This window comes from Streptomyces sp. NPDC060209 (assembly GCF_042728155.1).
GTDB lineage: Bacteria > Actinomycetota > Actinomycetes > Streptomycetales > Streptomycetaceae > Streptomyces.
Map to the genome: position 1 here is coordinate 1 of NZ_JBHWZS010000227.1, position 13,955 is coordinate 13,955.

At 72.0% G+C, this 13,955-nt stretch carries 8 protein-coding genes; all 8 read right to left on the reverse strand.

The genetic code is table 11. The features are described from left to right. Positions 1–48 precede the first annotated feature (48 nt). Positions 49–882: a DUF3626 domain-containing protein gene (locus ACFWFI_RS31555; RefSeq protein ID WP_387396796.1), complete on the reverse strand. Its 834-nt coding sequence runs from the start codon at positions 880–882 to the stop codon at positions 49–51. Positions 883–924: 42 nt separating this feature from the next. After that, complete coding sequence (locus ACFWFI_RS31560) at positions 925–1,089, reverse strand: hypothetical protein (RefSeq protein WP_387396798.1); 165 nt, start codon at positions 1,087–1,089, stop codon at positions 925–927. Between the two features lie 130 nt (positions 1,090–1,219). Continuing rightward, positions 1,220–1,645 (reverse strand): DUF3291 domain-containing protein, encoded by a 426-nt coding sequence (locus tag ACFWFI_RS31565; protein WP_387396800.1) that lies wholly within the window; start codon positions 1,643–1,645, stop codon positions 1,220–1,222. A gap of 113 nt (positions 1,646–1,758) precedes the next feature. Continuing rightward, complete coding sequence (locus ACFWFI_RS31570; RefSeq protein WP_387396801.1) at positions 1,759–2,508, reverse strand: hypothetical protein; 750 nt, start codon at positions 2,506–2,508, stop codon at positions 1,759–1,761. 115 nt (positions 2,509–2,623) lie between these two features. Next, entirely contained in the window at positions 2,624–4,180 is a 1,557-nt protein-coding gene (locus tag ACFWFI_RS31575; protein ID WP_387396803.1) for a peptidoglycan-binding protein, read from the reverse strand. A 217-nt stretch (positions 4,181–4,397) separates the two neighbouring features. Next, positions 4,398–5,129, reverse strand: coding sequence for a nitroreductase family protein (locus ACFWFI_RS31580; RefSeq protein WP_387396805.1), 732 nt, complete (start codon positions 5,127–5,129; stop codon positions 4,398–4,400). Between the two features lie 225 nt (positions 5,130–5,354). Continuing rightward, a complete protein-coding gene (locus ACFWFI_RS31585; RefSeq protein ID WP_387396807.1) occupies positions 5,355–8,081 on the reverse strand; it encodes an amino acid adenylation domain-containing protein in 2,727 nt (908 codons plus the stop codon). Further along, positions 8,065–13,955: SDR family NAD(P)-dependent oxidoreductase (locus ACFWFI_RS31590; RefSeq protein ID WP_387396809.1), on the reverse strand; the 5,891-nt coding region annotated here is incomplete at its 5' end. The genes ACFWFI_RS31585 and ACFWFI_RS31590, both read right to left, overlap by 17 nt.

Genomic DNA, 13,955 nt, shown 5'->3' on the forward strand with positions numbered 1-13,955 from the left:
GTCCCGCATCCCGCGTGGGGTGCGGGACCACCGCGTCGTGCGGCAGGCTCACCGCCCGAAGCGCGCCAGACAGTGCCACACCCGCTTGAGGTCCTGCGGATCGTGCCGCCCCGTCCTGGCCGCCTCACCGATGATCCGGGCGTCGAAGAACCCCTCGACGGCGAGAGCTTCGCCCAGCTCGACGTACTCCGGGCCCCGGTATCCCGGGTGGCGCCTCAACTCCTCGGTTGCGAGCCGGAATCCACCGTGCCACTCGACAGGGCAGGGCAGTGCGCGGGCGGCCCTCTCCACGGCCGTGTCCCGGAAACAGGGGTCGAGGACGAGGGCCTCCACATGGCGGTCGAGCCGGACGGGGCCGTGGACCTGTGCCTCGATGTAGTCGTCCAGGGCGTCCCGGCCGTCCGCCTCGGCGAGCGCGACGAGCCGGCTCCCGGTCGCCGCCACACCGAAGTCGGACGGCTCGAGGAAGCTGTCCGGGTAGCAGAACGTGGCAAGGGGCATGGCCTCGGCGCTCAGCCTGAAATGCGCGGAGCCGAACCGGGGCGCCGCACCGTAGGGGGAGCGGCGGAAGTCCAACGCCCCGTAGACGGGCCGCTCGTGAGCGCTCGCGCTGTCGTAGGCGCCGCCGAAGATCCGGCTCTCCCAGCGCCACCGGTCGCCGCCGGGGTGAGCGGTGAGTCCGCCGTTGCTGGTGCCCGTGACGAACTGGGAGACGTACACGCCGTCCTCGGCAAGCCGTTCCAGGACCGTGCGGCCACCGCTGACGCGGTCAGGGTGGAAGTTCAGTGTCACGCGCAGGGACGGGTCCAGGGGCGGGCCCGTCGACAGCGAGGCCACATGCCTCAGGGCGCGTGTCCGGGCCTGCGGGAGGTCGGCGCTCATCGGCCCATTCTGCACGGCGCCGACCTGGGAAGCAGGGGGTTCTCACCGGCGGCGGGCCGCCTTCTCCCGTGCCTTGCGCCGTGCGACGGTGTACTTCGACCAGTCGCCCCGGTGCCGGTCGCACCGTGAGGCGTCCTTCATCGCCAGCCGTTGGCAGCGCGTGCCCTTCTGGGTGAGTGCTCCGCACTTCGACTGCGTACGAGCCATGTCCGACCGCCCTCCGAATCCCGTCGGCAGGTGCCGACAGGGCCCAGACTCGCCCGTGGGCGTGGTGCGGGGGAAGGCGTACCCGTGCCCTCCGGGTGCGCTCCGGAGCGCACGGGCGGCCGGGACGGCGTCAGGGCGTCGCGTTTCCCCGGGCCTCGGCGTCGGCCCCCCGCTGCTCCTCGATACGCCGCTTCGCCTCGTCCCAGGTGATCGGCAGCCGGCCGACCGGAACCTCCCAGAAGGTGAACGTCGAGGAGCGCATCGTGGGCTTGAGGGCGGTCATGATGCCGCGGTGCGGCTCCGTCCCGGCGAACGCGTAGAGCGCGTCACGGCTCTCCCACGCCGAGAGGGTGAGGAACACCCGCTTCGCCGGCCGGGCGACGAGCGAGGCGCCGAAGGCCCCCGGCGCGGACCGCACCTGCTTCCACGCGACCAGCGACTTCAGGAGGAAGCGCGGCACATCGCGCAGGGAACGGACCTCGAAGCGCGAGGCCATGACGACGGTCGTGCCTTCGGAGGGGGGTGGCTGGGGGGTGACCCACGGCAGAGTCGGCATCGCACTACTCACCTTCAGTATGGATAGTGGCGCTGTCTGCTTTCCATATTAGAGAGTGGCACTCTCCAATACCAGTGGAATGCGGGAAGAGCTGCCGGCAGGGGGGACGGGTGTCAGGCCGGGCTGTCGTCCGTCCGCAGCAGCCGAAGGAACGCCTTCAGTCCGGCGATGATCTCCTGGTTGTCCGTCAGGCGGTCGACCGTGGCCTCGAACTCACGGGCGAGCGCGGCGATCTTGCGGTCGGCGTCGTCCGCCCGGCCGTGGGCGGAGACGTTCAGCGCGTCCATGGTGCGCCGCACCTCGGCGAGCGCCCGGTACTGCTCCTCGGCCCTCGCCTCCAGGGCCCTCGTGCCGTCGTGGACGTGATCGACACGCTTGCGCAGTTCCAGCACGTCGTCACGCGGGAACGTCACGTCCTTGAGGAGTGTGCCCAGACGTCGTCGCAGCTGTCCGAAGTAGGCTCCCGCAGGCCGGAATACCGTACTGAGCAGGAAGAATCCGGCGAACCAGTAACCCGTCACGGCACCGGTGGCAGCTGTGACCGCCACGACAAGAGCCGCTGTCAGGGCATGCCCGCCCACGGCCACCCGGAGCATCATCCGCGCGATCCTGGCCGCTTCCGCGTCCCGCTCCTGCGACACCTCCAGGCCCTTCGCGCGGCTGACACCGATCTCCGCCAGTACGGCATGTGCCCGGAAGTACAGGTTCCATGGAACCGTCAGCAGGACGAGCAGCCACAGCAGGCTCGCCACTCCCGCCGCCGCGCCCAGCAGCAGCGAGGCCGACACCCCCGATATGTAGGCCAGTGCGAGTGCTCCGGCCAGTACCGCCGCCGCGAGCACCGCCCCCACGAACCGTCCCATGGCCGTCCCCCTCCATCACGCCGCGAAGGCGCCCCGCGCCTGCTCGTCATCGTCCCGGTGCTGTGGGACCGGGACATGAGTACGGGTACTCAACGGGCAGGCACGGGAGTGGGGATCAGAGCCCGGACTGCAGTGCGGCCCAGGTGTCGGGGCCGACGCTGCCGTCGGCCTCCAGGCTCCGCGCGCTCTGGTAGTCGCGGACGGCCTTGTCCGTGTTCGTACCGAAGGCCCCGTCGGCGGCCACTGTTCTGCCGAGCGCCGCGGTCAGTGCCCGCTGCAGTCGCTTCACCGCGTCGCCCGAGGCGCCCGAGGTGAGCGTCGGTGTGGTGCCTGCGGAGAGCAGCGCGGTCCAGGTCTTCGGGCCGACCATGCCGTCGGCGCCGAGACCACGCGCGGTCTGGAACGCCCGTACGGCGCTCTCGGTGGCGGAGCCGAAGACGCCGTCCGCGGTGCCGGCCTCGTAACCCTGCTGGTTGAGCAGTGTCTGCAGGGCCTTCACCTGGGAACCCGTCGAGCCCTTCTTCTGGGCCGTGTACGACGTGAAGCTCAGCCCGTCGGCCCCACCGGCGGAGCCGCCGACGAGCTGCATGTAGTAGGTCCAGTTCCAGTTGGCGCCCGGGTCGGTGTGGTCGTTGCCGGGGGCCTCGCTGTGCCCGATGATGTGCGACCGGTCCTTGGCGATGCCGTACCGGTCGCACAGGTACTTCGTCAGTGCCGCCGAGGAGCGGTACATCGTGTCGGTGAACCACGACGGGTCGTCGATGAAGCCCTCGTGCTCGATGCCGAGCGACGAGGCGTTGGCTGTCTTGGCGTGGTACGCGGTGTCCTTGTCGCGGACCATCTGCGTGACCTGGCCGTCCGAGGAGCGGACCACGTAGTGGGAGCTGACCTTCGACGTCGCGTTCTGGAACCAGCTGATGGTCCCGGCGTACGAGCCCTGCGTGACGTGGATGACGACCTTGTCCACCGTCGCCGTACGGCCCGTCGCGAAGTTGGCGGAATTGGCGGCCACCCAGAGTGCCGGAGGGTAGTCCGGGCTCTGGGTGGTGACTTCGGCCTTCGCGAGGGGGCCCTTCTCGGGGGAGACCGGGCGGGAGGTGACCGAGACCCGTTCGCCCCCGGCCACGGTGGCTCGCAGGCCCTCCGCGAGGAAGGTGTAGACGGTGTCCGCGTAGAGGGCGGAGATCGCGCCCTCGGCTCCGCTGTAGCGGGCCACGGCCGGGTACCAGGCGTCGATGTCCGCCCGCTCGGCCTTGTCCAGGCCCAGCGCGTCGGCGTGGTCCCGCAGGACGGCGGCGCCGCCCAGGATGTTGGTCCCGGTGTCCTTGCGCAGATCGGCCGTGGACTCACCCGTCAGGGTGGAAGCCTTCTCCAGGGAGTGGTTGACGGGGTTGCTGACGAGGTGCATCACGCCGTAGCCGTTGTCCTGGCTGGGGCGCCCGGCGTGTCCGTTCAGGTGTGTCTCGCCGTAGCCGACGGCGGCGAGCAGGTCGCGCGGTACGTCGTATTCCGCGGCGGCCCGGTCGAAGGCCTGGTTCATGGAGTCCGCGTCGGTCGGTGAGGGAGCGGGTGCGGCACCGGACGGATGGCCGGCGGCGACGAGGGCGGTGACGGTGAGAGAGGCCAGAACGGCTGCGCGGCCTCGGGTGTGGCCTGCGGGGCGTCGGGGCATACCTGCTCCAGGTCTGTGGGGGAGAGGGGGCCCGCCGGACCCGGTGGGGGTGGGTTGCCGAGGGCCGCTGAGCTCGCACACTATCTATCTGCCCAGGGCATGACAATGACGCCTTCGCGTGTCCAAATCCCTTTCACTCCAATGGAGTTGGACTGTCGGGCAGCGCCCGTCAGATGGGCCGTCACCCCCCGAAGAGGGTGACGGCGCCATGCTGTGACTACCAGCGGTCCCGGTGGATCACGTCGGCCACCGGGCGGCGGCGGACCGGTCCGAAGTTGCCCTGCGGCCACCCCACCGGAATGGCGGCGAAGGTGTGCGTGTCCGAGGGGATCCCGAGGGCCTTCTTCCACTCCTGCTCCAGCATCAGGTGCCAGATGGTGAGGTTGGCCGCGAGCCCCAGCGCCCGCGCCGCGAGCAGGATGTTCTGGACGCCCGGATAGACGCAGGAGCCCTCCGCGAGCGCCTGGAAGCGAGTCTGCGTGTTCGTCATGTGCTCGAGACCCGCCGGGCCGAGCGACTCGGCGTAGACGCCCAGGCCCTCCTCGTCGAACTGCGGCTCCGGGAATTTGTAACAGGGGATGATCAGTGCCGGTGTGTCCGCGAAGTGGTCGCGCTGGTGCTCGATCGCCGCCACCATCCGCCCGTACGCCGCGTCGTCCATGCCCTTGGGCGCGTACTTGCCCGTCGTCGCGAGGTAGGCGTCCACGCACCGCTTCCAGAGCGGGGCCAGGTCGGCCATCACCGCGCGGTCGGTGACGACCACGTACTCGTAGCACTGCATGTTGCCGCCGCTCGGTCCCCAGACGGCGGCCTGTATGAGCTGGTCGATCGTCTCGTCCGGGACGGCGTCCGGCTTGAGGCGGCGCATGGCGCGCATGGTGGACATGGTCGGGAAGAGGGCGGGCCCGTCGGGGGAGGGCGCGTCGGCGTACACCGTTTCGAAGGTCATGATCGCGGAGTTTACGGCTCAAGGCCGTTCACGGGCAGCCCTGTTGGCACCCTCGTCCCTCCCGGTCCCTCGCAGGTCAGCGCCCGTCGGACCGGGGCCCGGACCACCGGACCGTCCCGGCGGCGCATGCCCCACGGACGTCCGAGGGGCTGCCGGGGGCTGCGGCCACGGCCCCGGCAGCAGGCCGTGTGCCCGGCAGGCGTGCCGCCGGGCACACGGCATCATTCAGCGCGCGGCGGTGGCGTCCGCGTCGCTCAGGACCTGCCGCAGTCGCTCCGCGACGACCTGGGCGCCCTTGCCCCTGAGCACGGTGAAGTGGTCACCGGGGACCACCTCCTGCGTGAACTCCCCGTCGCACAGCGGACGCCAGCCCTCCGCCGCCTCCGGACCGCCGCCCCCTTCCGCCTGGAGGAAGTGCACCCGGGGGCCCTGGAGCGGGGCGCCGGGCCGGTACCCGTACAGCGCTCGCGCGTTGGCCTGGAACCGTGCGTCGATCGCTGCGAACTCCGTGAGGGCGATGTCCGCGGGCAGGATTCCGGCCGCGCGCGCCGCCTCGTACAGTTCGGGCAGTGAATCGAACGGGCCCGGATCGCCGGGCCACTCAGTCCCGGTGAGTCCGGCCAGGTCGCGGGCCAGTCGGCCCAGCAGCCGGTCCCGGCTGATCTCGGCGCGAGCCAGCCCCTCCGGGGTCTCCAGGACGTCGACCGCGGCCACCAGATCGACCGTATGGCCGCGGGCGATGAGTTCCCGGGCCAGTTCCAGCGCCAGCACCCCGCCCATGGACCACCCTCCCAGGCGGTACCGGTCGCTCGCGACCTCGCGGACGAGGGCATCGGCGTAGCCGTGGACCAGCTCCCCGAGGGTGGGGGCGGCACCGTCGTGATCCGGTGACTGGAGTGCGTAGAACGGCTGCTCCTCGCCCAGGGCCCGGCTCAGCTCGACGTAGCACAGCACGTCGCCCCCCACCGGGTGGGCGAAGACCAGCGGCACCGCTTCACCCGTGGTGCGGACAGGCACCACCACGGCTCGCCCGCGGTCTTCGCCGGTCTCCTCCCGGGCCGTGCGCAGCCGCCGGGCCAAGTCCCGCACCGTCGGCGCCCCGAAGAGCACGGACACCGGGAGTCGCACGCCGGTCTCGCGCCTGAGGACCGACATCAGGCGGACGGCCCCCAGCGAGTCGCCGCCCAGCTCGAAGAAGTTGTCCGTCACCGACAGTTCGGCGGACTCCTGCTGCACGGCGAAGAAGTCCTGCCAGATACCCAGCAGCAGCTTCTCCTCGAGATCGGCGGGCGCCTCCATCTGCTGCTCGACGGCCGTGTCCTCCGCCAGGGCGGCCAGCGCGGCCCGGTCGACCTTGCCGTTCACGGTGAGTGGGAAGGACTCCCGAACCGTCACCGTCGTCGGCACCATGTACGCGGGGACCCGCTCGGTCAGCAGTCGCTTGAGGTCTGCGGCGGCGAGCCCGGCGCCGGGTTCCAGCAGCACCTGGGCCGTGAGGCGGGCCCGGTTGCGCTCACCGTGCGTACCGGCGACCGCCCCCCGCACTCCCGGGCAGGCCAGCATCGCCGCCTCGATGTCGCCCAGCTCGATCCGGTGACCGCCGACCTTGACCTGCATGTCCTCCCGGCCGAGAAACTCGATCTCGCCGCTGGGCAGCAACCTCCCCCAGTCCCCGGTCCGGTACCGGCGGGCGCCGGTGGCCGGGTCGGTCGGGAAACTGCGCGCGGTGCGCTCGGGGTCACCGAGGTAGCCGCGGGCCAGGCCTGCCCCCGCGATGAGGATCTCGCCGGGAACCCAGCAGGGCCGCGGCAGCATCAGCCCGTCACCTACGTACACGTGCTGGTTGCGCATCGCCCGGCCGTACGGAATCGAGGGCAGCTCGGAGTCCTGCGGCGTGATCGGATGCAGGATGGACCAGATGGAGGCCTCGGTGGCTCCGCCGAGGGACCACTGCCGCGCCCCGGGGAAGAGCGCGCGCACCTCGCCCGGCAGGCTCACCGGGATCCAGTCGCCGCTCATCAACACGGCACGCAGCGGCGATGCCGGCAGGTCGGCGGCCGGGGCGGAACCGGCGTACTCGGTCAGCATGGCCATCAGCGCCGGCACGCTGTTCCACACGGTCACCCCCCACTCCGCCATCAGGCGCAGCCAGTCGGCAGGCTCGCGCGCGTCGTCCGGCGCGGGGATCACCACAGCGCCGCCCACCGAAAGGGGGCCGAACAGGTCGTACACCGAGAGATCGAAGTTGAGCGCCGACAGGGCCAGAACCCGGTCCTCGGCGGTGCACCCGAGCGTGTCGTTGACGTCCTGGACCGTGTTGACGGCCGGTCCGTGTTCGATCATCACGCCCTTGGGCACCCCGGTCGAGCCCGAGGTGTAGATGACGTACGCGAGATCGCCCGGTCCGACCTCCACGTCCCGGACCGCGGACGGCGGTGCGTCGTCCCCACCGGACGCCTCGATCGCCGTGACCCCGACGCCCTCGGGCCACACCACCCCACCGGCGGTACGCGGCTGGGTCAGCGCCTCGGTGACCCCGGCCGAGACCAGGACATCGGCCACCCGCCGGGTGGGCCAGCCGGGGTCGACCGGGACGTAGGCGGCGCCCGCGCGCAGGATGCCGAGGCAGGCCACGGCCTGCTCCCAGCCCTTTTCCATGACCACGGCCACACGTGATGCGCGACCCAGGCCGCGCGACGTCAGCTGAGCGGCCACCCGGGCCGACTCGGCCGCCAGTTCCCCGTAAGTGAGCGTGCGGTCCGCAGCGACCACGGCCAGGGCCTCGGGCGTCCTTCCGGCCTGCTCGACGAAAGCGCGGTGCAGCACGGCGTCCGCGGGCAGCGAGGCGACCGGATCGGAGGCGGTGGCCGCAGCGGGAAGGTCCGGGGCGTGTCCCGCCCACGTGGGCCGGTTCCACAAGGTGTCGAGCACGGGCTCAGGCAGAGAGTTCACGAATCAGCCCTTCGTAAGCGGCGAGCATGTTGTCCACGACACCCTCCGGGAACACCTCTTCGACCACATCCCAGTTCAGGACCAGCGCGCCGTCCTCCTCGAACACCTGGTGGTCGAGGACCACCTGTGGCGTGCGTACCCCGCTCCACACGGGGGTCCCCGAGTCGCCGAGCAGGCACAGCGCGCCCATCGGGCCCGGAGTCCGTTCGGCGCCCGGCGCCGGAGGCCCACCGCCCAAGGTGCTGTTGAACACCACGGGCATCCTGGCCCGACCCGCCTCACCGTCCAGCCGGCCCACGTCGCGCAGCACGTCGAGCCCGGTGTACGCCACGTGCTCCATGTCCTCGATCAGCTGCCGCTGAATGGCGGTGGCGGCCTCGCGGAACGGCGCGGCCTCGTCGATGCGGACCTCCAGCAGGGAAGTGGAGGAGAAGTTGCCGACCACGGCCGACATGTCGGTTCCCGCGAAAGCGGACCGCTGGGAGACCAGGACGGTCAGCGTGAACTCCGGGACCTTGGACCAGCGGGCGAGCACCTGGCAGTAGGCGGTGAGGATCGCGCTGGAGGCGGTCAGCCGCGCGGCCGCCGCGTTCTGTTTGAACCGCTCCCAGTCCGGGGCCTCGACGCGGATGAACCGGTTGCCGAACCGCGGCCGCTCCACGTCGCAGAACGGCACGGCATACGGCAGCCGAGGGGCGGGTGGCAGGTGCGCGGCCCGCTGCTGCCAGTAGGACCGGGCAGGTTCGATCGCGGGCGAGGACTGGTAGGCGGTGGCCGCCATGACGTGCTCGGCGAACGAGGCGCCGGGTTCCGGGAGCAAGGCCTCCGGGTCCCGGTAACACCGAGCCCATTCGTTGAACAGCAGGGTGGTGCTCGCGCCGTCCGATATGAGCACGTCGATCGCCACGTGGAGCCGGGTGAGGTCGTCCTCGACCCGGGTCGCGCGTACCAGCACCAGTGGCCACCGGCTCGTGTCGAACGTGTGGGTGGTCATCTCCTCGTGAATCGCGGCCAGGCGGGCGGCGCGCTCCTCGCTGCCGAGCGGGCGGATGTCCTCGACGGAGATCCGGAATCCGGGCACCTCGCCGAGGATCCGCTGGCTGCCCGACGGGTCGAACACGGCGCGCAGCATCTCGTGCCGCTCCACCAGCCGTCGGAAGGCCTGTTCGCACGCCCGTACGTCGAAGCCGGTGAGGTCCACCTCGATGCACAGGACCGTAGGCACATTGCCGAGCTCGAAGTCTCCCGCGCGGCCGGCACCGTAGGCCTCCTGGAGCTTGGTCAGCGAGAAGGGCGCCGAGTCGGGTCGGGCCGGGGCGGCAACGGTCGCGGGGCGGGCGTCCACGGCGAGGGCCGCCGGGGACGCTCCGTCATTTCCCCGGCCGTCCACGGTGGGCTCGTCTTCGCCCCTCGGCCCGCGCGAGCCGGCTCCCGCCGTGGGTCCGCCGTCCGGCTGCGGCGGGCCGAAGAGGTCGACCACGTACTGGGCCAGCGCCTCCGGAGTGGGGTGGTCGAAGACCGCGGTGGCCCCCAGCCGGATGTCCAGGGCCCGTCCGAGGCGGACCCGCAGCTCCATGGAGGTGAGCGAGTCGACTCCCATCTCGTAGAACGAGCGTTGCGCGTCCACACGTTCGGGCTTCACCCCCAGCAGGCCGGCCACGCAGTCCTTGACCAGGCCCGTGGTCGCCACCAGACGCTGGTCGGCTGAGGAGTCCCCGGCGCGGAGCAGAGCGAGCACCGTGGCACCCGGCTGCTCGCCGTCGGTGGCCGCGTCGTCGGCCGCCGGCCGGGACGCGGGCCGTCCCGGCCGTACGGACACGGGTACCGCTGCCGGTGGGCGCGCCACGACCGGGGTGGCCGTGGCATGTCCACCGGCCAGGCCCTTCAGCAGGAACGGCACATCCGCCGCACCCGGCCCCGTAGCGTCAGGCACGGCCAGCCGGGCCGCGACGAGGGCCGGGGCGTCACCGGCGGCGACCGCGTCGAACAGTGCGAGGCCGGCGGCCGTCTCGAACGGGGCCACACCGTTGCGGCGCAGCCGCAACAGATCGCTCTCGTCGAGATGGCCGGTCATTCCGGTGGCCTCGGCCCACAAGCCCCAGGCGGCGGAACGGGTGGCCCTCCCCTCGGCCGTACGCCAGGCGGCGAACTGGTCGAGGAAGGTGTTGGCCCCCGCGTAGTTGGCCTGGCCGGGGCCGCCCAGCACCCCGTACAGGGAGGAGAACAGCAGGAAGAGCCGCAGGTCGTCCTCGCGTGTCGCGGCGTCCAGGTGCCAGGCCGAGTCGGCCTTGCTGCGCAGGACCCGGTGCAGCTGGTCGGCGGTCATGCCTGTGACGATCGCGTCGTCGAGCACCCCGGCGGCGTGCACCACACCGGTGATCGGGCAGGCCGCCCGTATCCGCGCGAGCACCCGGCGGACGTCGTGGGCGTCGGCCACGTCGGCCGCGAAGACGCTCACCTCGGCGCCGAGTCCGGCCAGTTCCCGGCAGAACTCCTCGATGCCGGCGGCGCGTTCACCGCTGCGGCTGAGCAGCGCCAGGGAGCGGACGCCCCACTCGGTGACCAGGTGACGCGCCACGTCGCGGCCCAGGGTGCCGGTGCCGCCGGTCAGGACGACGGTGCCGCCGGACACATCGGGCCGGGTGCCCCCGCTCGCGGTGTGGGGGGCGAGCTGCGGCATGAGGACCCGCTCCGCACGTACGGCCAGCTGCGGCTCGGTGCGCCGCAGCGCCCCCAACAGGGCTTCGGACGAACCGAGCGCGGCCGTGTCGGCGTCGACCACGCGGAACTGTCCCGGGTGCTCCGTCTGGGCCGAGCGGACCATGCCCCAGACCGCGCCGTCCCCGAGGGAGAAGGTCCCGTCGCCGGGGACCGCGACCGAGTCCTGCGTCACGAAGGTCAGTACGGTGCTGGGGTGCAGGGTCTCGGCCCGCAGCCAGGTCTGCAGGATGTTCAGGGTCCGCTCCGCGGCCGCGTGTACCTGCTCGACCGTGCCGCCGCGCTCCGCCGCACAGCCCATGACGACCTGCCAGGTGCCGGGCAGGGACGAGACGATCATGATCGCCTCGTCGAGGGTCGCCACCGAGATGCCCTCCCGGTTGGCGTCCCGCAACGCGGTGCGCAGCGTGCCCTCGTCCCCGCCGACCACGCACAGCCGGACTTCGGAGGACGCCTCGCCGGCGGTCTCCTGCCACACCGTCGCGAACAGGCCGGCCCGGTCCAGGTCGACCGCGTCGAGCCGGGCACGGACGGGCCGCCCGCTCGTGCCGAGCCGGTCGAGCGCCAAGGGGCGTACGACCAGCCGTTCGACCTCCAGCAGGACGGAGCCGTCCGCAGCGGCCAAGGTCAGTGCGATGGCGTCCGGGCCGACCCGGTACGCCAGCGCCTCGCAGGCCTGGACGCCGTCCGCCGCGAACGCCTGTACGCCGTTGAAGACGAAGGGCACGGCGATCCGGCCGGCCTCCTCCTCCCCGAGCAGCCCGCAGGCCACTGCCGCGTGCAGCGCGGCGTCGGTCAGTGCGGGGTGGGCGGCGAAACCGCTGTGGTTGAGCAGTGCGGCCTCGGGGAGAGCGATCCGGGAACGTACCCAGTCGGCGCCGAGGTGCTCGCCGCCCTCCACCCCGCGAAACGCCTCACCGTAGCCGTAGCCGAGTGCGCGCAGACGCGGGTACATCTCCTCTGCCGACAGCACCGTCGCGCCGGGCGTCGCTGTCAGATCCACCGAGGCCGTGCCCTCCTGCCCGGTGCACAGCACGCCCTCGGCGTTGCGCACCCAGTCGCCGCCGACCGGACGTGAGTGCACCGTGGCGGCACGCGCCCCCCGGGCGTCCGCCGGCGCGACGCCCACCTGGAGCTCGACGGCCGTGCCGTCCAACGGCAGCAGCAGCGGATCGCTGATCACCACCTCGTCCAGGCGCCCGCAGCCGAGTTCACGGCCGGCCGTCAGCAGCAGTTCCATGAAGGCCGTGCCGGGCAGCAGGGCGGTGTCCTCCACCCGGTGGTCCATCAGCCAGGGGTGGCTGCGCACCGAGATCCGGCCCGTCAGCAGCACGGTGCCGTCGGTGGTCTCCACCTCGGAGGTGAGGAACGGATGACCGCCGTCGCGCACCGCGGCCGTCCGGGCCGGGGCCGCCCGCGCGGGAGCGGGGGCCGCCGCCGAAGTCACCCGGCCGACGCCTTCCGCCTCCAGCCAGAACCGCTGCCGTTCGAAGGGATACGTGGGCAGTTCCACGGCCGCGACGGCCGAGGCGGGTACGGCCGGCAGCAGCCGGGTCCAGTCGATCGCGTGTCCCTGTACGTACGCCTCCGCTGCCGCGGACACGAAGCGTTCGTGGCCACCCTGGTCACGCTTGAGCGTGGCGGACACCGGCGCGGTGCTGCCGGCCTCCTTGAGCACGCTCTCCAGCGAGCTGGTCAGGACGGGGTGGGGGCTCATCTCGATGAAGGCGTCGTAACCGTGCGAGAGGATCTCGGCGATCGTGTCGGCGAACCGGACCTTGCCACGCAGATTGCGGAACCAGTAGGCGGCGTCCAGTTCGTCACCGCTCACCCGGGCCCCGTCGACGGTGGAGAACATCGCGATCGTGGACGGGACGGGTGTCAGAGAGGCAAGGCCCGCGGTGACCGGCTCGTGGAGTTCCTCCATGGCGGGCGAGTGGGAGGCGCACTTGGCCGGTACCCGGCGGGCGTAGACGCCGTGCTCCTCGCAGTGCTCCAGCAGCCGCTCGATGCCGGGCTCGTCGTCGCCGGAGACCACCACGAAGCGGGGGCCGTTGACGGCGGCGACCACCAGGTCGGCCGAGACGTGGGCGATCATCGCCGCGGCGTCCTCGGCGGAGGCGGCCACGGCGGCCATTCCGCCACGTCCGAGGTCCTCGAGGACACGGCTGCGGCAGGCGACGGTCAGCGCGGCGTCCTCCAGGGACAGCGCACCGGACAGACACGCGGCCGCGACCTCCCCCTGGGAATGGCCGACCACCGCGGCGGGCTCGACGCCGACGGACCGCCACAGGTCGGCCAGGCCCATCATCACGCAGAAGAGCAACGGCTGGATGACGTCGGTGCGCTCCAGGTCCACGTCCGTGTCCTCGCCCAGGAGCACGGCCATCAGGTCGAAGTCCAGGTGGGGCTTGAACGCCGCTGCGCACTCTCCCACCCGCAGCCGGAAGATGTCCGACTCGGCCAGCAGGCCGACGGCCATGCCGGGCCACTGCGAGCCCTGACCGGGGAAGACGAACACGGGACGGCGGATGCGCTGCGCCTCGCCGTGGACGACCGCGGAGTCCTCCGTGCCGTCGGCGAACGTCCGCAACGCCTCGAAGGCCTCGTCCCGGTCGGAGCCGAGGACTGCCGCTCGGTACTCGTAGCCCTCGCGCCGGGTCCGCAGAGCCTGTCCGATCGCGGAGAGACCGGCCGGCTCCGTTCGCACGGTGTCGGCCAGCGTGCGGGCATAGGCGCTCAGCGCCGTGGGTGTCCTGGCCGAGAAGGTCAGGACCTCTGGACCGGTCAGGACCTCGGGACCGCCGTCGTCCGTCGGGGCGCCGGATCCGGCCGGTTCGTCCGTGTCCTGTGACCAGCTCTCCAGGATGAGGTGCGAGTTGGTGCCGCTGACCCCGAAGGAGGAGACGGCGCAGCGCCGGACCTCGTTCTGCCTCGGCCAGGGACGGTTCTCGCGCAGCACGTCCACCGCGCCGGACCAGTCGACGAGTGAGTTGAGTGGTCCCTCGACATGAAGGGTGCGGGGCATCTCGCCCGCCCGCATCGCCGCCAGGCACTTGATGACGCCGCCCACTCCGGCAGCGGCCATGGAGTGGCCGATGTTGGACTTGAGCGAGCCGAGCCGGACCGGCTCGGCTCGCTCCGCGTGTCCGTAAG

Excerpts from the sequence above, each read along its gene's own strand:
- ACFWFI_RS31555 (WP_387396796.1), bottom strand. The coding sequence starts at position 882 with ATGAGCGCCGACCTCCCGCAGGCCCGGACACGCGCCCTGAGGCATGTG.
- ACFWFI_RS31560 (WP_387396798.1), bottom strand. The coding sequence starts at position 1,089 with ATGGCTCGTACGCAGTCGAAGTGCGGAGCACTCACCCAGAAGGGCACG.
- ACFWFI_RS31565 (WP_387396800.1), bottom strand. The coding sequence starts at position 1,645 with ATGCCGACTCTGCCGTGGGTCACCCCCCAGCCACCCCCCTCCGAAGGC.
- ACFWFI_RS31570 (WP_387396801.1), bottom strand. The coding sequence starts at position 2,508 with ATGGGACGGTTCGTGGGGGCGGTGCTCGCGGCGGCGGTACTGGCCGGA.
- ACFWFI_RS31575 (WP_387396803.1), bottom strand. The coding sequence starts at position 4,180 with ATGCCCCGACGCCCCGCAGGCCACACCCGAGGCCGCGCAGCCGTTCTG.
- ACFWFI_RS31580 (WP_387396805.1), bottom strand. The coding sequence starts at position 5,129 with ATGACCTTCGAAACGGTGTACGCCGACGCGCCCTCCCCCGACGGGCCC.